Genomic DNA, 18203 nt, shown 5'->3' with positions numbered 1-18203 from the left:
ATTCTACGGGATCTTGCGGCAAAACGATTTGATGGGACGGGTCGTCCATGACCGACCTGGTCGAGCGGTTCAGCACCGAGTCGCTGCTCCTTCCCGACAGCGGCGCGCGGGTGATGCGCCCACGGCTGCACGCCGTCGACGTGCACTGGCACGACTACTACGAGCTGTGCCTGGTGGTCTCGGGGGAGGCCGAGCACGTGGTGAACGGTGTCGCGCGATCGATCGGCCGCGGGAGCGCCTTCCTGCTGTCGCCCGCGGACTTCCACGCCATCCGGTCGATCGGCCACGAGCCGCTCGGCTGCTACAACACGGTCATCGACCCGGGGCTCATGGAGCGGCAGCTCGCCGGCCTGGGGCCGCCTTCGGTCGGTGACTTCCCGTGGCTCGCCGACGACTTCCTCGCCGCGGAAGCGGACCTGTGCCGGCTCCAGGCCGAGTTCGAGGAGCCACGGCTGGGCAGCGCGCGGCTGATCGAGGCGCTCGTGGGGTGCCTTGTGGTCGAGCTGGCGCGGCACCAACGGGTCGAGACGCCGGTCGCCGACCACCGTCCGGGCGCGGCCGACGAGTTGCGGGCCGCGGTCCGCTACGTCGACCGGAACTTCCGCGAGCCGATCTCGCTCGCCGACGCCGCCCGGCGGGCGCACCTGTCGCCGAACTACTTCAGCGAGCGGTTCCGGGAGCACACCGGCTCGTCCTTCCAGAGCTATCTGCAGGAGCGCCGTCTGCGGTTCGCCCGTTCCCTGCTCGCGTCGACCGCGTTGTCCGTGACCGAGGTGTGTCACGCCGCCGGCTTCAACACCCTCTCGCACTTCGGCCGTGCCTACCGGCGCCGGTACGGCACCGCTCCGTCAGACCGATCGAGGCGCACGGACAGCCGCGCTTCCGGGGGTCTCGGGGCCGTCACAATGTGAACGGACGCCGCCCGAATCCATTGACAAAACGCCCAGCTCTTGGCGAGACTCCCGCCAGGGCGCCAATCGATTTGCATCAGTCGGAGCTCCGTATCTTCGGCTGAGCGAGTAGTAGGGAGCGGTGTGGTGAGGTTCCATGGATCCTGGACGGCTCCGGCGATCATTGCGTTGGCGCTCGCGACGTCTCTGACCCTCTCGTCGTGCGGAAGCGACGGCAACAACCCGAACACCGAGGTCGGCAAGGGCGCAGGTCCGGTGAAGGACCCGACCTTGCCGCAGACTGTGACGTTCTTCTCCTGGGTCGGCAACGAACCGCAGATGAAGAAGATGGCCGCCGCGTTCCACAAGCAGCACCCGAACATCACGATCAAATTCGAGAACGCCCCCGCGGAACAGGCGCAGCAGGTGCTCAGCACCCGCATCGCCGGCAACACGGCCCCCGACGTCGCCTACATCAACGCCAGCGACACCAGCGACTACGCCGCCAGAGGAGCGCTCGTCGACCTCGGCAACTACATGGGCCGCAGCGAGGTCGTGAAGCCGGACGACTACGTCGACGGCTTCAGGACGTTCGTCACCTGGAACGACAAGATGTGGGGACTGCCGTTCGACGGCGAGACCACCGGTCTGTTCTACCGGACCGACCGCTTCCAAGAGGCCGGGATCGACGGCCCGCCGAAGACCTGGGACGAGTTCAGGTCCGACGCCGAGAAGCTCACCGACACGGCGAACGGCAGGTACGGCTTCGAGATGTTCGCCTCGGAGGCGGCCTACTACTTCTACCCCTGGCTCTACCAGGCCGGTGGCGACGCGCTGACCAAGGACGGCAAGGACATCGCCTTCGACAGCGCGGCGGGCAAAACCGCGGCCGCCTTCTACGTGGACCTCGCCAAGTACTCCCCGCGGGACTACCTCAACTCCAACTCCTACGACGGCCGGGTGGCGTTCGCGAAGGGGGACGTGGCGATGTACGTGGCGGGCGCCTGGTTCGCCGGCACACTCGCGGATGAGTACCCCAAGATCACCGGCAAGTGGGCCGCGGCGCCGCTCCCCGAAGGGGCCGCCGGGTGCAAGACCACCCTCGCCGGAGACTCGCTGGTCATGTTCAGCCAGACGAAGGTCTCCGACGCCGCGTGGTTGTGGATGGAGTTCCTCTCGCAGCCCGACAACCTGGCCGATTGGACGTACAAGACCGAGGGTACGCTGCTGCCCCCGACGAAGTCGCTGCTCGACGGCGACGACCTGGCCAAGGAGAAGCCGATCCTGAAGCCCTTCGCCGACCTGATGTCGTGCGGCGTCGCGAGCACGGTCGCCAACCCCAAGTACCCGCGGATCGAGACCATCCTCAACGAGGAACTCAGCAAGGCCATCTACGGCGACCAGACCGCCGCGGAGGCGCTGGACAACGCCGCCCAGCAGGGCAGGGCGATCCTCGGCCGCGGCTGACCGAGCGTCCACGGCACGGGACGACGCGCCACGGGTCGGCCCGTCCCTGCGGCGTACGGAGGAGAGGGAGAAAGTGATGGCGCAGCCGGTGGTGCGGACCGAGACGGACGCAGCGCCTGTGAAGAACGGAGGGCGGTGGTCCCGGCCACGCCCCGGGCCCGGGAGCCCGCACGCGAACCGGCGCAGCCTCCCGGCCCGGATCTGGAAGGAACGGTCGGCGTACGTCTTCCTGATGCCCGGCATGCTGATCTTCTCGGTCTTCACGCTGGCCGCGCTGATCTTCGCCGTCTACCTGACGTTCCACCGGTGGAGCATCATCGAGCCGGACAAGCCGTTCGTCGGCCTGACCAACTACCGCGACATGATCCACGACGAGCGGTTCACCGAGTCGGTGCTGAACACCATCTACTTCAGCGGCGCCTCGGTCCCGCTCTCGATGGCCACCGGACTGCTGCTGGCGCTCCTGCTCAACCTGCCGCTGCGACTGCGCGGCCTGTTCCGGACCGCGTTCTACCTTCCGGTCGTCACCCCGTTCGTGGTCTCCGCCATCCTCTGGAAGTGGCTCTACAACGGCGACTACGGGCTGTTCAACTACTACCTGCTGCAGGCGCACATCATCGATGACCCCCTGCTGTGGCTGTCGGACAAGAACCTCGCGATGCCGGCGGTCGTCCTGATGAGCGTGTGGGCGGGCACCGGATTCTCGATGGTGGTCTACCTCGCCGGCCTGCAGGCGATCCCCCAGGAGCTCTACGAGGCGGCCCGCATCGACGGCGCCGGCGTATGGCAGCGCTTGCGGTACGTCACGATCCCCATGCTCCGGCCCACCACCCTGTTCTTGCTCGTCATGGGGATCATCAGCTCGCTGCAGGTCTTCACCCAGATCTTCGTGATGACCAACGGCGGACCGGTCAACAAGACGACGACGATGGTCTATTACATGTATCTCTGGGCGTTCAAGTATTTCGACATGGGCTATGCCAGCACCTTGGCGTTCGCGCTCTTCCTCATGCTTCTCGTGTTCACGGCGCTGCAGCTGCGCCTTTCCCGGCAGGAGCCCGGCGCATGGGCGGCGTGAGCGATGGGGTCGACCTGCGCGAGGCGGCGCCGGCGGCCCCCGGGCCCACTGGGCCCACTCCGCCGGCCCGCGAGCCGCGGAACGGGAAAAACCGGTTCGGGTTGCGGCAGAAAGCGGTCACGTACCTGGTGCTCGCCCCGCTCGCGATCTTGTTCTTGGCGCCGTTCGCATGGCTGATCAGCGCTTCGTTCCAGCCGATGGGGGAGATCTTCTCCACGACGCCGCACTGGGTCCCGGAGAGCCCGACCCTGGAGGGGTACAAAGGCTTCCTGAACGTCGGTGACCTCACCAACGCCCAGCAGGCCCAGGGGCACGGTGACTGGCGGTGGTTCGCGAACAGCGCCTTCGTCGCGCTCACGATCACCGTGCTGCAGACGTTCTTCAACGCCCTGTGCGCCTACAGCTTCGCCAAGCGCCGGTTCCCCGGACGCAACGTGATCTTCGTGCTCTTCCTGGCGACGATGATGGTCCCCGGGCAGGTCACGCTCATCCCGAACTACCTGATCATCCAGCACATCCCGTTCTTCGGCGGCAACGACTGGATGGGGAGCGGCGGGCACGGCTGGCTCGACTCCTACTGGGGCCTGATCATGCCGGGGATCGTGTCGGCGTTCGGCATCTTCCTCCTCCGCCAGTACATGCTCTCCATCCCGGACCAGCTGCTGGAGGCCGCCCGCATCGACGGTGCGAGCGAGTTCCGGATCTTCCGGTCCGTCGTGCTGCCGCTGTGCGGGCCGGCGCTCGCGGCGAACGCGATCTTCACCTTCCAGGGGGCATGGGAGGACTTCTTCTGGCCCCTGATCATCATGTCCAGCCCTGACAAGATCACCGCACCCGTGGGCCTCGCCCTGTTCGTGGTGCAGAACCGCACGTCCTGGACCTTGTTGTTCGCCGGGTCGGTGATCGCGACCCTGCCGATGATCATCGTGTTCATCGTCTTCCAGCGGAGATTCGTGCAGGGCATCGCCCTCACCGGAATCAAGGGGTGACCATGGCGGCGGCGAATCCGGGCGTGGCCCGGGACGTGCTCACCCGGCTGCTCGAAGCCGGGAACGGCGTGCTGAGGTGCGAGCCGGCCTGGGTCGCGCGCGACTTCCTGCCGCCGGGCCGGCGGCTGGGCCTCCCCGAGAACGCCTACGACGTCGGGGAGCGAGGCGCCATCTGCGAGCGGTGGCTGGCCTCGACGACGAAGGCGGACAACCGCGTCGGTCCCCAGGACGAAGGGCTCAGCCACGTCGTGGGGGAGCACGGCGAGCGGCTCCTGCTGCGCGACGCCGTGGCGGCCGACCCGGCGGCGATCCTGGGCGCGGCGTACGCCGCCTCGCACCCCGCCGGGCTGGGCCGGCTGGCGAAGATCTTCGACTACGCCTACCGGCTGCCGTACCACATCCATCCGCCCCAGGAGTACGCGTCGCTGGTCGGCCGCAACGCGAAGGACGAGTCCTACCATTTCCTGCCGGGTGTCGACCGGGGCGCGCACCCGGAGACGTTCTTCGGCGTGCACCCGTGGATCGCGGAGGAGTCCGCGCACGCGGTGCTGTTGCCCTACCTCGTCGACTGGAACAGCGACCTGATCCTCCGGCATGCCCGCGCGGAGCTCCAGGTCGCCGGCGAGGGCTTCCACGTGCCGTCCGGCGTGCTGCACGCCCCCGGCACGGCCCTCACCCTCGAACTGCAGGAGGACTCCGACGTCCTGTCGATGTTCCAGGCCCTGAACGCCGGCCGGATCATCTCCAAGGACCTGCTGTTCAAGGACGTCCGCCCGCAGGACCGCGAGGAGCACGGCGAGCGGTTCGCGCTCGGCTTCGTGGACTGGGAGATCAACGGCGACCCCTGGTTCTACGAGAACCGCCACCTGAGCCCGCAGCCTGTCGCCGGCGCGACCGGCGACGGCGAGGAGACCTGGGTCTTCTACAACACCAGCAAGTACGCCGGGAAGCGTCTCGTCGTCCCGCCAGGCGGCGTCCACCGGCTGCGCGAGCCCGGCGTCTACAGCACGTTCGCCTGGACCGGCGAGGGCAGGTTCGCCGGGCACGAGGTGCGCGGCGGCGAGCCGGGCCGGGACGAGCTGGTGGTCACCCACGACGCGGCGACCCGCGAGCACGAGGTCGCCAACACCGGAAGCGAGGACCTCGTGGTGTTCCTGTTCTTCGGGCCCGACCTCCACACGGAGGCTCCATCCATCGCGGGCCATGCGAGGTGACGGCGAGCTGACGGTCGGGCTGCTCGGAGCCGGCATGATCGCCGGCGTCCACGCGCGCGCCTACCGCGGCTCCCCGGGCGTCCGGCTGGTCGCGGTCGCCGATCCGGTGCCGGGCAAGGCCGGGCGGATCGCCGGCGAGCACGGCGCTGAAGTCGTGCCGGACCTCGACGCGCTGCTCGACCTGGGCGTCGACGTCGTCGACGTCTGCACGCCGCCGACCGCCCATGCCGACGCCACGATCGCCGCCCTTCAGGCGGGCAGGCACGTGCTGTGCGAGAAGCCGATCACGCGCACCATGGACGAGGCGCGTCGTGTCCTCGCGGCCGCCGAGGCCGCACCCGGACTGCTCTCGATCGGGCAGGTGGCCCGTTACGGCCCGGACCACCGGCTCGCCCGCGACCTGGCGGCGTCGGGCGAAGTCGGGCTCGTGCGCATGCTCGGGCACTCGACGACGACCTCGCTGCCGGGGTGGAGCGAGGCGGGATGGCTCGCCGACGCCGCGACATCCGGCGGGCCGCTGCTCGACCAGGGCGTGCACGGTTTCGACTACGCCCGGTGGGTGATCGGCAGCCCCGCCGTACGCGTGCACTGCATGGCGGCCGGCAGCGGTGCGGGCGCGCTGACCTACGCCCTGGCGACCGTCCGCTACGAGAACGCCGCCATCGCCCACATCGAGTGCAGCTGGGCCCACCCGGCCTCGCGCGGCTTCAAGCTCCGGGCGGAGATCATCGGCACCGACGGCCGGCTGTCGTGGGACTACGACCACATGATGGGCGGCGTCCTGCACGCCCGCGAGGGCGACGCGGAGTGGTGGGACGTGCTCGGCGAGCGCGAGTTCGCCCTGGAGCTGAGCACGTTCTTCGCGGCCTGCCGCGCCGGCGGACCCCCGCCGGTGCCCGCCGTCGAGGCGGTCGAGTCGCTGCGCACGGCACTCGCCGCCCTCGAGTCGGCCCGCACCGGCCGGACCATCGACCTGACCACGTGGGAGCCGTGATGAGCCGGAAGCCGGTCGGCGTCGCGATCCTGGGCGCCGCGCACACGGGCCACGCGTGGGCCTACTCGCGCGCGCTCACCGAGTCGCCGAACGCCCACGTCGTGGGCCTGTGCGACCCCGAGCCCGAGCACATCCGCTGGATCCGCCAGGACTTCGGCGTACCGCTCGCGGGCGACGCCGCGGCGCTGCTGTCCTCGCCCGAGGTGGACGCCGTGCTGGTGTGCGGCGCCAACGACGAGCACCGCGCCCACGTCGAGCTCGCCGCCGCCCACGGCAAGCACGTCCTGTGCGAGAAACCGATCGCCACGACGCTCGAGGACGCCGAGGCGATGGTCGACCACTGTGCGGCCGCGGGCGTGCAGCTGCACGTGGCGTTCGTGTCCCGGTTCCTGCCCCTGGTCGAGCGGGCGCGTACGGCGGTGCGCGACGGCCGGTTGGGCGACCTGATCGGCCTGGTGGGCGCCAACCGCGGCCGCCCGCCACTGCCCCCGGCGTACCCCCGCTGGATCACCGACCCGGTGTCCGCCGGCGGAGGCGCGCTCATCGACCACTCCGTCCACGTCACCGACGTGATGCGCCACGTCAGCGGGCTGGAGGTGGCCGAGGTGTCGGCCGAGGCCGGGTCGCTGCTGTGGAACCTCGACGTCGACGACGTCGCGGTGGTCTCGCTGCGCATGGACAACGGGGCGGTCGGCAGCATCGACCCGAGCTGGTCAGTGCCGGCGGACCACCCCTGGGACTACGACTTCTCCCTCCGCCTGGTCGGCACCGAGGGCTCGCTGGAGATCACCGACGGGGCCGAGGCGCTGAACGTCGTCAGCACGCGCGAGGGCGGCCCGCGGGGCCTGCGTCGGGCGTCGTTCGCCGAGGACGCCGATCGGGCGATGATCGAGGCGTTCCTCGCGTCGGTGCGCGCGGGCGTGGTCATGGACCCGTGCGCGACGGGGCAGGACGGCGTGCGCGCCTTGGAGGTGGCGCTGGCGGCCTACCGTTCCTCGCATCTGGGGCAGGTCGTCGAGCTCCGGTAGCCCGCCGTCCCGCGAGCGGTGCCCGGTGCCGCTCACGCGTGCAGCACGACCTCGCCGTCCTGCTGGGTGACCCGGTAGGTCCTGAGTCCGAACCGCTTCGGCTCCAGGAGCGACCGGCCGCTCTCGATGTCGAACTCCCAGCCGTGCCAGGGGCAGCGGATCACCAGGCCGGCCTTGCCGTAGACGTACTCGTGCGGGCCGGCGGCGACGAAGGTGCCGCTCAGCGAGCCCGCGCACATCGACGCACCCATGTGCGGGCACCGGTCGCTGATCGCGTAGAACTCCTCTCCGACGCTGATGACGCCGACCGGCCGCCCGTTCACCTCGACGGTCCGGCACCCGTCCCGGCGCACGTCCTCGACGCTGCCGACCCGAACTTCCATGCGCCCACCCACTGACTCTCTACCGCAGTGCCAATCGATTTGCTATGCATGACTATGACGGCTTCGCGTCATCTCGGCAACCACTGTCCGGACAGGAGTTCCCCATGGCCGACCTGCGTGACCAGCCCCTCGCCGAGGCGTCCGCGACGAGCCGCTACCGGCTCGTCGACTGCGACGTCCACCCGGTCACCAAGACCGGCCTCGGGGAGCTCCGGCCGTTCCTGTCCCAGGCCGAGCAGCGCCGCCTGGGCCTCGACGAGCGCCGCGACCTCACCACGATCGGGCATCGCGAGGCGGTGTCGATCCCGCGGAACATGCTCTACATCAACCCGGCCGGGGTGCTCCGCGACGACGCCCGCGCTCCGGACGGGTCCGCGCCGGGCGCCGACCCGGCCTTCACGGCGCGGCAACTGCTCGACGGCAACGGCATCGACCGAGCCGTGCTCATCGGCGGCGAGATGCTCGGACTGGGGGCCATGCCCGACCCGGACGCCGCGGCGATGATCGCCTCGGCGTACAACCGGTGGCTCGCCGCGACCTGGTTCGACGCCGACGACCGCTACCGCGGTTACATCGTGGCCGGCGCGCAGGACCCGCTGCTGGCGGCCCAGGAGATCCGGCGCGTGGCCGAGGACGAGCGCTTCGTCGGGGTGCTGCTCCCGCTCACCGACATGCTGATGGGGCTGCGGCACTATTACCCGATCTACGATGCCGCGAACGAGGTCGGCATTCCGGTCGCCGTCCACCCCAACTCGGGCGAAGGCATCTTCCGCACCTCGCCGCCGATGGCAGGCGGGACGCCGACGTACTATGTCGAGTGGCACAGCGGGCTGAGCCAGGTGTTCCAGGCCAACCTGATCAGCCTCGTGTGCCACGGGGTCTTCGAGCGCTTCCCCAACCTCAAGGTGATCCTCACCGAGGGCGGGCTGGGCTGGATCCCCGACGTGATGTGGCGGCTCGACAAGAACGTCAGGGGCCTGCGCGACGAGGTGCCGTGGGTCAAGCGGCTGCCCAGCGAGTACATCGTGGATCACGTCCGGTTCACGACGCAGCCCCTCCCGGAGCCGAAGCGCCGCCACCACCTGCACGTGCTCTGCGAGATCGCCCACGCGGACCGCACCCTGATGTTCAGCTCCGACTACCCGCACTGGGACTTCGACGACCCGCGGCACGCCCTGGCGTCGCTACCGCCGGCGATCAGGCAACGGGTGAGCAGCGACAACGCCATGGAGACCTACGGCGACCGGCTGTGATCATGTTGCGCCGATCCGCCGATCCGCCGATCCGCCGATCCGCCGATCCGCCGATGCGCCGATGCGCCGATGCGCCGATGCGCCGATCCGCCGGGGTTCGTCGCCCTCGGCCACCACGCGCGCTCGGCGATGGACGGGGACGACGAAGGAGCAGACATGCCCGCCGGATGGCCGCCGCTCCCTCGGGATCCGGCTCTGACCGGCCCGTTCGCGCCGGCCAGAGCCCGGGAGCGCACCCCCTGCCGGGTCTGATCAGAGCGGCGGGCGTGCCGGAGCGTTCTGGAAGGCCTGCAGGATCGCGGTGTATGCCGGCTTCGGCTGGAGGTTCTCGTCGAACGGCAGCGGCCGGCGCGCGGCTCCGTCCTGGCGCGGGAAGTCCTCCTGCAACCACGTGTAGCGGTCGCTCAGCCCGAAGTTGAGCACGACCTTCACCGCGGGCTCCTGGAGGGCCACGGACAGGTACCGCGAGTACACGTCCGCCACGGCCGCGTCACGGCTGGGGATGTCGGCCTTCAGGCCGTCGTCCTGAACATCCATCTCCGTGATGAAGATCGACAGGCCTCGCGCCGCGACGTCCGACAGAAAAGCCCGGTAGGCCGCCGCATCGAACCTCCGGGCGAACCCGTCCGCATTCAGGTGTGCCTGGACCCCCAGCGCGTGCACCGGGACGTTCCTGCCCTGCAGATAGTCGATGGCCTTGAGCATCGACGTCCGGCGAGCGGCCGCGTCCGACCCGGTCTCGAATCCGAAGTCGTTGATGAGAAGCAGAGCGTTCGGGTCATGCTGGTGGGCGAGGTTGAACGCCTCCTCGACGTAGGTCGGCCCGATCGTCTGATACCAGGGCTCGACGGTCCAGAACCCGTTGGCGTCCTTACGGCGCCCGTCGGTCACCTCATTGGCCACCACCCAGGCCCTCACCTGTCCCGCGTAGTGCGCGACCTCCTGCTGGATCGTCCCGAAGAGGAGGTCGCGTGCGTCCTGCGTGCTGAGGTTGTACAGGGCATCCGGCTCCCACCCCTCACCCAGCCCCTCGTCCCAGACCAGGTGGGCCGCGAGCACCGGCTGAGCGTTGCCGGCGGCGAACGACACCATCTGGTCGCCGTAGCTGAAGTCCAGAGGCGAGTCCTGCGTCGGCTTGAGCCGATACCACAGCAGGTCGTCCTCGGTGAGCAGCATCCCGCTCTCGCGCGCGTACAGCGCCGCGTAGTCAGGGTCCGGCTGCACCTGCCACGTCGCGGCCGAGGAGCCGTACCGGATGCCCTTGGCCAGCGCTGCCTGATACAGGCCGCCTGCCGGTGCCGCCCAAGCCGCACCCATGGTCATGAACGGCGACGCGCCACCACCCAGCAGCGCCGCGGCTCCCAGGCCGCTACCGACGAGGAACGACCTCCGACGGAGACCTCCCTGACCTGCCATCGCCTACTCCTTCACCGAGTCGTCCGAAGAACCGCGCGCGATGCAAATCGATTTCCCTACAGATACACCCGTCGATCACTCGTGGGAAGGCCCAAGGGCGAGCCGACCGCGAGTCGCCGTCAACGTCACCACGCCGCCACCGTCCCCTTGGCGCCGCCGAAGTCTGGTGGTGTCCCCTCTGCAGTCGCTCGTTCGTCGTACCGGTGAGAGCCACTGCCCCGGCTGGAATGTCTCGCCGAGTAGGAGGTGCTGGTGCCCCAGGTGGAGTTCCTCCTCCTGGGGCCGCTGGAAGCCCGCGTCGGCGGCCGGGAGATCACCTTCACCGCGAAGCGCCGCGCCCTGCTCGCCGCGCTCGCGCTGGAGGCCGGCCGCGTGGTTTCCGGGGATCGGCTGATCGAGGAATTATGGGGGGACGCCGTTCCCGCCGCTGCGGCCAGCAGGGTGCGGACGCTGGTCGCAGACGTACGCAAGGCATTCGGCACGGCCGGCGTGATCCTCACGCGGCATCCCGGCTACCTGCTGGACCTGGAGCACACCGAACTGGACGTCGACGTCTTCTCGGGCCTCAAGCAGCAGGCTGCCCTGAGGCACTGCGAAGGTCGGGAGGACGAGGCCATCGAACCGCTCGACCGGGCATCGGGCCTCTGGCGTGGGGATCCGCTGACAGACCTGTACGGGCCGCGCGCCGTCAGCGAAGTGCAACGCCTGCTGGAGGAGCGCCGTTCTGCGATCGAGACGAGGGCTGAACTCAAGCTGGCCCAGGGACGTCACGCGGAAGTGATCGCGGAACACGTCACGTCGAGGTGTACTCGACGGCTCCGCTGGTGAGGATTCTCTCGGTGTCCCCGTCATCTGCCACGTCGGCCTGAGGCCCTGGACTGCCTACGGTGTAGACACCGCTCATGCGCGTGAACTTCGGCCCGCGGCAGGTGTAGGTCGTCTGCCCGCCGTTCTGGCGGATGTTGACCCCAGAGGGTTTCCGCTGCTCGTGTAGTTACACCAAGCGAGGTACGTCTTCCCGTTGGGATGCGTGATCGACAGCGGAATCCGGATGGCCACCGGCCTGCCGTTGACCTTGACGAAGTAGCGCGCGCGCCCCAGGCGAACCTGGTCTGCCAGACGTCTCCCTGGCTGTATCTGACGCAGTGCGTCGATCCGGGCGTGAGGGCGTAACGATCCTGTGCGCCGGTGGTGGCTGAAGCCGTTGGAGTGACGAACGCGCTTGTGCTGGCGAGTGCCAACACCGCGACGAACGCTCGCTTTTTGTTCATGGTCCCCTCCCAGGTATCGCCTGCTGGCGACTGTGGTCGCCGAGTTCCCGGCAACCGCTGTTTGGCGAGGTTCACATAACAGCGCAACGTCCTCCAGGTAAAAGTGCGCCTAACCCTAGGAAGCTCAGGGCGGTTTCCGTGATCAGTAACCGTGCAGGACACGGATAGCAACAGGTTGGGATCGTCCTGATATTTGGTCAGGCTTCCTCGAAGAAAACCCAGAGCATCCATCCTGGACTGTCCCAGTCACTTTGGAAGCGAATGGCGCCTACAACATGGTTGACGTAGTATCGCCCTGCTATCTCGCAGTCGGATCCCTTGGCATACGCCTGGATGGGACGCCACTCCGCCCAGGCCGGGGAGGCCAGAGCCATGGTCCCCCCGAAGGCCAGCGCGGCGGAGAGAAGGAGCGTGGTAAGTCTACGGCGCATGGGCGGTCTCCCGTCGCAGAGATGATGCCTCGGTCGTACACGCATATGTGCCTGTCACAGCGCCCAGGCCATTGTTCCTTGCGTGCCGAATTTATCGTTCGCCGCTACACGGACACCATATTCCGGCTACATCGCATGCGGCGGTACCGAAGCTGTTCTGAAGGATCTGCAGCTCCTTCAGAACCTCATTCAGCGAGATTCAGCTCAACCGGGCGTGCGCGTATGCGGCCATGGCGTCGCGCATGTAGCCTGCCAGCCCTTCGGCGATCCGCTCGTAGTTCGCCCGGAACCGCTCGTCGTCGGCCTGCATCCGGCCTAGATGCGCGTACTGCGCCGCGGTCGGCGTCCAGAACCGGCTCATATGCCGGTAGTGAGCGTCGAGCTCGGCGAGAACGGCGGGGTCGTCGGCGGGCGTGCCGGTGGCCATGAGCTCGGCCATCCGGATCATTCCCGCCGTTGCCTCCTGCTGCATGCGGTCGATCTCCTGCGGCGTCATGGTGTCCAGTAGTTCCTGCTGCCCCGACTGCTCCCATTGCTCCGGCCACCGTTCCCGGGCCTCCGCGCCGTACCGCGCCCCGTCGAACCCCTCGAACAGATTCTCTGGCCTACTGATTTTGGACATGTCGTTCTTCCCTTCGTTCGCCTGGAGTTCGGTGATGGTGCGAGCCACCATGCGTGCCACGGCATCCAGCCGGTCGCGCTCTCCCAGCAGTCGCTGGTGGTGCTCGCGCAATGCCGCCACAGGGTCGGTGTGCCGGTCGATGATCTCCTTGATCTCGGTGAGACCCAGGTCGAGCTCCCGCAGTACCAGGATCTGCTGTAACCGCAGCAGTTGGCGCTCCTCGTAATGGCGATAGCCGTTCCCGCCGACCCAGGCAGGTGCAAGCAGCCCGATCTCGTCATAGTGGCGCAAGGTTCTCGACGTCACACCCGACATCCGCGCCACCTGTGCAATCGACCATGCCATGGCCCGCTCACCCGTTCCCTGCCCATCACCGAGCCGGTTCTTCCCGGCTCGTCCATGACGGTAGATGTTGACGTAACGGCACAGTCAAGCTGGGACGACGGTCAGGTACGCGCGGACGGGGAGCCGCCCGATGAGCAGCCACAGTCCGGAGCCGACGTGCCAGCATCTCCTGCCAGCTGGTGCGGCTCTTTCACCGCTCCCAGGCGTGCGACATCCCGTACTCGTAGATCAACGACTACTCACCGGCTTTGCCGGAGCAGGATCGTCAAGAGGGCAACGAAGGGAAACGTTGTGAGCATCGGGCCGAGCCCGCGTTCTCCGTGCGCGAGGCCATGGTCTCCGCCTGCCTGAGCCGGGCAGGGCCTCAGGTGTCACACCGCTGACCAGGGGTCACCGCCGAGCGGGGTGAGCTCGAACACCGGGTGGCGTCCGGCCTCGGCGATGAAGTCCTCCACCGGGGAGTCCTTGGTGGCCTGGAAATACGGTCGGGTGGGCGCCGAGAAGCCCACATAGCGCTTCAGGACGGGTCCGGCCTCCACGGGCGCGAGCTCCCGGATGGTGTAGGCGCGTGTGGTGAACCGGCGGCGCAGGATCACCTTTCCGGCGGCGCGAGCATTGAGCACCCAGGAAACCGCCCCATAGGGGGCGACCAACCAGCGCCTGCCCTCGTGCTCGACGATTGCCATCGGCTGGGTGCGCAGGCGGCCGCTCTTGCGGCCCCGGGTGGTCAGGAGATAGCCGCGGGGGATCAGGCCCGCGCGGATGAGCACGCCGACGATCGTGTTGCCCGCCCGGATGATCCGGCCCGCAGGGTACGGTCTGGTCGGCCCGGCGGCCTCGCCGGGGTGGCTGGCGGCCATGTCATGCACCTTTCCTCGGTCGTGCCGCGGGGGCGGCTCACAGAGCGGCCTTCGGCATCGTCGTCTGCTCGCTTCGGCTTCAGCCGAAGTGGTCAGCGTGTCTGCTGGCCCACTCGGCATACGTGTTCGGCGGGCCACCGGTGGCCTGGTGTACCCCTGGGAGGATCGGGGCGGTCGTGCCGGTGGCGGCGGCCAGGACGCCGATCATGGCATCCGCGACCGCGGGTGGGTGGGAGGCGACGAGGGATGTACGGACTTCCTGCGGGGACAGCTCGGCGAAGCGGAGGGGCCGCCCGAGAACCTCGCCAAGGATCGCCACCCGTTCGACGGTGGTCAGCGGTTCCGGCCCGGACAGTTCGTACGTGTGGCCCGCGTGGTCGTCGTCCAGCAACGCGGCGGCGACGACCGCGGCGATGTCGTGTTCGTCGACCGGTGCCAGCGAGGCGTCGGGGAAGGCGTCGTACACCGTGTCCTCGGCACGGATCGCGGGCGCCCATGACAGGTCGTTGGCCATGAACGCAGTCGGCCGGACGAACGTCCAGGGCATGCCGGAGGCGCGTACGGCGTCCTCATTGGCTCGATGCTGCCGCTCGATCAGGCCGGGCCCACCGGGGAGCGACGCCGAGGACAGCAGGACGATCCGGCGTACGCCCGCCTTCCGCGCGAGCGCCAGCAGGTCGGCGACGGGCCACCCGGGCACGGGGAACAGGTGGGCCACGTCCACACCCTCGAACGCCGGCTCGACGGACGCCGCCACCCGGAGATCGCCGGACATGGCCACGGCGCCGCCGGGCAGCTGGACATCGTCGGGACGCCTGGTGAGCGCCCGCACCGCCGCGCCCGCCGCGGTCAGTTCGTGAACCACCCGGCCGCCTATCCGGCCGGTGGCCCCGGTCACAAGTATCACGTTCTTGTTCCTTCCTCAGATGTTCAGCAGGGCGATGCTGTAGGCGACGATCCAGGAGGCCCAGCCGAGCCAGCCGAGCAGGCCGGCCACCGCGCTACGGTTACGGCCGTCGGCGTTGTACGGGGCGGCCGTGGAGGAGACGAACAGCAGGGCCGCGCTGATCCAGCCCAGCCACGCGTGCCAGGCGGGGATGAACGCGAGGCTCACTCCGGCGGCGGTGAAGCCGAGCACCGCGATGGCCAGGAAGACCTGGTTGAACCCGAACAGCACGGTGCAGAACGCCCACAGCCCGGCCACCGAGCCGCGGTGGTGCCGGGCGGCCGCGGCCATCCCGAACCGCAGCGACTCGACCATCATGAAGGTGGCGTTCTGCATGAGGACGCCGGCGAAGCCGGCCAGCGCCCAGGCGTTGCTGCCGGGCTGATCGCCTCGCCAGAGCGCCGCGAGCAGCCCGGCGGCGAACAGGGTGGTGAACAGCCAGGCGGCCGGGGCGAAGACCGAGGGCGCGTTGATCCGCTTGCCGATGCCGGCCAGCGCGTCGGTGACCGCGTCCAGGGACTGGCCGGTAGTGGGCTGCGGGAGTCCGGCGCGGACGTAGATGACGTTGATGACGATCGCGAGCAGGACGAATCCCATGCCTGCGACACCCGCCAGACTGGTGATGGTCACGGTGACCACCAATTGGATTTACGACGCATATATTGAATATAAGCCACGGAAAGACTGGATGCAATCATGGAGAAGGAGACAGGGCGGCGCCGCTACAACTCGCTGCGCCGCGTGACGCAGGCGCAGCAGACGCGAGCGGAGATCGCCGAGGCCGCGCGCCGGCTGTTCCTGTCACAGGGATGGGCGGCGACCACGGTGCGCGACGTCGCCCGGGAGGCGGGGGTCGCCGTTCCGACCGTGTACGCGGCGTACCAGAACAAGGCGGGGCTGGTCTGGGCGCTGGCCGACGCCGCGGACCTGGCCGCGGACGTGCCCCAGATGATCGACGAGCTGGAGGCCACCGACGACCCCCGGCGGCACCTGGCCGCGATGGCCGGCTACGACCGGCGTCTTTTCGAGCGCGCGGGCGATCTCATCACTCTGATACGTGACGCGGGCCGTACCGAGCCTGACTTCGCGGACTTCTACCTGCGGGGCCGGCGACAGGTCGGCGAGTACCGCACCCAGGTGTTCTCCTCCTGGCCGGACGGCACGCTCCGCCCCGGACTGGACGTCGCCACCGCCGTCGACATCTACGCCGCGCTGTGCAACATCGACGTCTACACCACCCTCCGCATCGAACGCTCCTGGTCGCCCGACCGGATCGAGCGCTGGTGGGGTGAGGCGTTGGCGCGCGAACTGCTGCGCCGTTCGACCAGCGCCCCATGAGATCAGACGCCCAGCAGGGCGATGCTGCAGGAGACGATCCAGGCCCCCCACCCGAAGGCGGCGATCAAGCCGGCCAGCGCGAAGCGGCTGGCGCCGCCGACGGTGTACGGAGTCAACGAGGAGAAGACGATCATCAGCCCGGCGGTCAGATATCCCAGCCAGGTGTGCCAGGCGGGGATGAACCCGAGGCTCGTGCCGGCGACGGTGAAGCCCAGTATCGCCATGGCCAGGAAGACCTGGTTGAAGCAGATCAGCACATCGGTCAGCCTCCACAGGCCCACCACCGAGCCACGGTCATGGGCGGCGGCCGAGGTCATCCCGAACCTGAGCGCCTCCGCCGCGGTGAAGACGACGTTCTGCATCAGGACGCCCGCGAAGCCGACCAAGGCCCATGCATCCGTCTCCATGTTGCCGCGCCACAACGTCGACAGCAGCCCGGTGGCGAAGACCGTGGTGAACACCCAGGCGAAGGGCACGACCACGGAGAGCCTCTGCAGGCGGCCGCCGATCGCGGCGAGGGAGCCGGCGATCGTCTCCATGGACTGGCCCGACGTCGGGGCCGGGAGGCCGACACGGATGTAGGCGCAGTTAAGGATGATCAGCATCAGCACGAACCCGACGCCGCTCATGGCCGCCAAGGTAGTGATGGCCATCGCCACCTCCCATTGATTTGACGTAAGCTATATTGAATATCGCACAGATAAGGGCTGCGAGCGACCATAGAGGCACGGTCTTCTCGACCCGCACGAGACCCGCTGGCCCTCGCCCACTCCGCGAGCGCGCACCGAGACGAGCACATGCCCTGGCAGGAGCGCTGTTTGACGAGCAGGAGCCAGCGCCGGCAGGCGTGGAGGTGAGCTACCCCGCTTGAGCAGTGCCGCGGAGGGGGATTCCACGTCGGAGTCCCGGGTAGCAGCCGTCCCGAAGATGCAGTCTCCGCCCCAAGGAGCAGGCCATGGAGTGGTGCACCTCCCTTGTGCGGTCCGGGCTGGCTGCCACGTTCGGCACCGCCGCACGGCTGCGACGTGGGCGCCCGCTCCACCCGGCCGGGCTGGTCCTCGAGGCGCGCCTACGCCTGCACGGGACCCCACAACCGTGGGGCGCCCGGTTCCTCGACCGGCCGCTGGACCTGCGAGGGGTCGCCCGCCTTTCCCGCTCCACCGGCCTACCGCCGCCACTCCCCGACATTCTCGGGCTCGCCTTCCGCTGGCAGCAGCACGACACCACCGCCGACCTGCTGCTGGCCACCACCGGCCACACCACGCTCGGCCGTCGCCTGCTGCGGCCCGCGACCCGCTGGACGGGCATGTACACGTCCCTTTCCCCGTACCAAGCGGGTGAACGGACAGTCCTGCTCGGCGCGCTGTTGCACACACCCGCCCCGCTGCCGGCCACGCTCGATACTCTCGCCCGAGCAGTCGAATCCGGCCCGCTCCGCGCGGAGCTGCTCGCCGCCGATCCGTGGGGACCGTGGCATCTGTTCGGCCAGGTCGAACTGTCCGGCCCGGCGATCGGGGACGCGGACATGCCGATGCGGTTCAACCCCCTCCGCCACCCCATCCCGGGTCTAAGTCCGGCGGGATGGCTGAACGAAGTACGCGACGCCGCCTACGTAGCAGCTCAACAGGTGCCGGATCCTGCGGACAAAGCCCTCACCTGGTAAGGCGTTGCGCCCGCG

General features: G+C 69.0%; 18 protein-coding genes. 11 read left to right on the top strand and 7 right to left on the bottom strand.

Going from position 1 to position 18203, the window contains the following annotated elements:
• Nucleotides 1–47: 47 nt before the first annotated feature.
• From E1292_RS04085 to E1292_RS04055, 7 genes are all read left to right on the top strand, one after another.
• On the top strand, nucleotides 48–911 hold the full coding sequence (locus E1292_RS04085) for an AraC family transcriptional regulator (RefSeq protein WP_132592121.1): 864 nt from the start codon (nucleotides 48–50) through the stop codon (nucleotides 909–911).
• Between the two features lie 270 nt (nucleotides 912–1181).
• Entirely contained in the window at nucleotides 1182–2357 is a 1176-nt protein-coding gene (locus E1292_RS04080) for an ABC transporter substrate-binding protein (protein ID WP_132592119.1), read from the top strand.
• Between the two features lie 241 nt (nucleotides 2358–2598).
• Nucleotides 2599–3435: a carbohydrate ABC transporter permease gene (locus tag E1292_RS04075; protein WP_165974369.1), complete on the top strand. Its 837-nt coding sequence runs from the start codon at nucleotides 2599–2601 to the stop codon at nucleotides 3433–3435.
• Nucleotides 3423–4424: a carbohydrate ABC transporter permease gene (locus E1292_RS04070; RefSeq protein ID WP_132592115.1), complete on the top strand. Its 1002-nt coding sequence runs from the start codon at nucleotides 3423–3425 to the stop codon at nucleotides 4422–4424. Before E1292_RS04075 ends, E1292_RS04070 begins: the two co-directional genes overlap by 13 nt.
• Before the next feature lie 2 nt (nucleotides 4425–4426).
• On the top strand, nucleotides 4427–5638 hold the full coding sequence (locus E1292_RS04065; RefSeq protein ID WP_132592113.1) for a cupin domain-containing protein: 1212 nt from the start codon (nucleotides 4427–4429) through the stop codon (nucleotides 5636–5638).
• Complete coding sequence (locus tag E1292_RS04060; protein WP_132592111.1) at nucleotides 5628–6632, top strand: Gfo/Idh/MocA family protein; 1005 nt, start codon at nucleotides 5628–5630, stop codon at nucleotides 6630–6632. Before E1292_RS04065 ends, E1292_RS04060 begins: the two co-directional genes overlap by 11 nt.
• Nucleotides 6632–7660, top strand: coding sequence for a Gfo/Idh/MocA family protein (locus E1292_RS04055; RefSeq protein WP_132592109.1), 1029 nt, complete (start codon nucleotides 6632–6634; stop codon nucleotides 7658–7660). The genes E1292_RS04060 and E1292_RS04055 overlap by 1 nt, the downstream gene beginning before the upstream one ends.
• Nucleotides 7661–7692: 32 nt before the next feature.
• Here E1292_RS04055 and E1292_RS04050 read toward each other — a convergent pair whose 3' ends face one another.
• Nucleotides 7693–8043 (bottom strand): Rieske (2Fe-2S) protein, encoded by a 351-nt coding sequence (locus E1292_RS04050; protein ID WP_132592107.1) that lies wholly within the window; start codon nucleotides 8041–8043, stop codon nucleotides 7693–7695.
• Nucleotides 8044–8147: 104 nt separating this feature from the next.
• Between E1292_RS04050 and E1292_RS04045 the strand changes: the two genes are divergently transcribed.
• The gene (locus E1292_RS04045) at nucleotides 8148–9296 is read left to right on the top strand and encodes an amidohydrolase family protein (protein ID WP_165974368.1); all 1149 of its coding nucleotides are present in this window, start codon (nucleotides 8148–8150) and stop codon (nucleotides 9294–9296) included.
• Nucleotides 9297–9548: 252 nt separating this feature from the next.
• Here the strand turns inward: E1292_RS04045 and E1292_RS04040 are convergent, their stop codons facing one another.
• Nucleotides 9549–10712, bottom strand: a complete 1164-nt coding sequence (locus E1292_RS04040) for an endo-1,4-beta-xylanase (protein ID WP_132592103.1) — start codon at nucleotides 10710–10712, stop codon at nucleotides 9549–9551.
• Between the two features lie 252 nt (nucleotides 10713–10964).
• Between E1292_RS04040 and E1292_RS04035 the strand changes: the two genes are divergently transcribed.
• The gene (locus tag E1292_RS04035) at nucleotides 10965–11540 is read left to right on the top strand and encodes an AfsR/SARP family transcriptional regulator (protein ID WP_165974367.1); all 576 of its coding nucleotides are present in this window, start codon (nucleotides 10965–10967) and stop codon (nucleotides 11538–11540) included.
• 1073 nt (nucleotides 11541–12613) lie between these two features.
• Here E1292_RS04035 and E1292_RS04030 read toward each other — a convergent pair.
• The 4 genes from E1292_RS04030 to E1292_RS04015 all read right to left on the bottom strand — a co-directional run bounded on the left by E1292_RS04030 (nucleotide 12614) and on the right by E1292_RS04015 (nucleotide 15817).
• A complete protein-coding gene (locus E1292_RS04030) occupies nucleotides 12614–13381 on the bottom strand; it encodes a MerR family transcriptional regulator (RefSeq protein WP_132592099.1) in 768 nt (255 codons plus the stop codon).
• Nucleotides 13382–13752: 371 nt separating this feature from the next.
• Entirely contained in the window at nucleotides 13753–14241 is a 489-nt protein-coding gene (locus tag E1292_RS04025) for a nitroreductase family deazaflavin-dependent oxidoreductase (RefSeq protein WP_132592097.1), read from the bottom strand.
• Between the two features lie 79 nt (nucleotides 14242–14320).
• Complete coding sequence (locus E1292_RS04020; protein WP_132592095.1) at nucleotides 14321–15148, bottom strand: NAD(P)H-binding protein; 828 nt, start codon at nucleotides 15146–15148, stop codon at nucleotides 14321–14323.
• Between the two features lie 15 nt (nucleotides 15149–15163).
• Complete coding sequence (locus tag E1292_RS04015) at nucleotides 15164–15817, bottom strand: hypothetical protein (RefSeq protein WP_132592093.1); 654 nt, start codon at nucleotides 15815–15817, stop codon at nucleotides 15164–15166.
• A gap of 66 nt (nucleotides 15818–15883) precedes the next feature.
• On the opposite strand from E1292_RS04015, the gene E1292_RS04010 reads away from it, so the two are divergent.
• Nucleotides 15884–16525, top strand: coding sequence for a TetR/AcrR family transcriptional regulator (locus E1292_RS04010; protein WP_132592091.1), 642 nt, complete (start codon nucleotides 15884–15886; stop codon nucleotides 16523–16525).
• 2 nt (nucleotides 16526–16527) lie between these two features.
• Here the strand turns inward: E1292_RS04010 and E1292_RS04005 are convergent, their stop codons facing one another.
• A complete protein-coding gene (locus E1292_RS04005) occupies nucleotides 16528–17178 on the bottom strand; it encodes a hypothetical protein (protein WP_132592089.1) in 651 nt (216 codons plus the stop codon).
• A gap of 302 nt (nucleotides 17179–17480) precedes the next feature.
• On the opposite strand from E1292_RS04005, the gene E1292_RS04000 reads away from it, so the two are divergent.
• Entirely contained in the window at nucleotides 17481–18188 is a 708-nt protein-coding gene (locus E1292_RS04000; protein WP_132592087.1) for a hypothetical protein, read from the top strand.
• The last annotated feature ends 15 nt before the right edge of the window (nucleotides 18189–18203 follow it).

This window comes from Nonomuraea deserti, assembly GCF_004348685.1.
Taxonomy (GTDB): domain Bacteria; phylum Actinomycetota; class Actinomycetes; order Streptosporangiales; family Streptosporangiaceae; genus Nonomuraea; species Nonomuraea deserti.
This window is presented reverse-complemented; position numbering and strand designations above follow the sequence as displayed.

Coding starts and splice junctions, on each gene's coding strand:
- E1292_RS04055 (WP_132592109.1), top strand. CDS start 6,632: ATGAGCCGGAAGCCGGTCGGCGTCGCGATCCTGGGCGCCGCGCACACG.
- E1292_RS04040 (WP_132592103.1), bottom strand. CDS start 10,712: ATGGCAGGTCAGGGAGGTCTCCGTCGGAGGTCGTTCCTCGTCGGTAGC.
- E1292_RS04005 (WP_132592089.1), bottom strand. CDS start 17,178: ATGGCCATCACTACCTTGGCGGCCATGAGCGGCGTCGGGTTCGTGCTG.
- E1292_RS04050 (WP_132592107.1), bottom strand. CDS start 8,043: ATGGAAGTTCGGGTCGGCAGCGTCGAGGACGTGCGCCGGGACGGGTGC.
- E1292_RS04010 (WP_132592091.1), top strand. CDS start 15,884: ATGGAGAAGGAGACAGGGCGGCGCCGCTACAACTCGCTGCGCCGCGTG.
- E1292_RS04030 (WP_132592099.1), bottom strand. CDS start 13,381: ATGGCATGGTCGATTGCACAGGTGGCGCGGATGTCGGGTGTGACGTCG.
- E1292_RS04060 (WP_132592111.1), top strand. CDS start 5,628: ATGCGAGGTGACGGCGAGCTGACGGTCGGGCTGCTCGGAGCCGGCATG.
- E1292_RS04075 (WP_165974369.1), top strand. CDS start 2,599: ATGCTGATCTTCTCGGTCTTCACGCTGGCCGCGCTGATCTTCGCCGTC.
- E1292_RS04025 (WP_132592097.1), bottom strand. CDS start 14,241: ATGGCCGCCAGCCACCCCGGCGAGGCCGCCGGGCCGACCAGACCGTAC.
- E1292_RS04045 (WP_165974368.1), top strand. CDS start 8,148: ATGGCCGACCTGCGTGACCAGCCCCTCGCCGAGGCGTCCGCGACGAGC.
- E1292_RS04070 (WP_132592115.1), top strand. CDS start 3,423: ATGGGCGGCGTGAGCGATGGGGTCGACCTGCGCGAGGCGGCGCCGGCG.
- E1292_RS04000 (WP_132592087.1), top strand. CDS start 17,481: ATGGAGTGGTGCACCTCCCTTGTGCGGTCCGGGCTGGCTGCCACGTTC.
- E1292_RS04085 (WP_132592121.1), top strand. CDS start 48: ATGACCGACCTGGTCGAGCGGTTCAGCACCGAGTCGCTGCTCCTTCCC.
- E1292_RS04065 (WP_132592113.1), top strand. CDS start 4,427: ATGGCGGCGGCGAATCCGGGCGTGGCCCGGGACGTGCTCACCCGGCTG.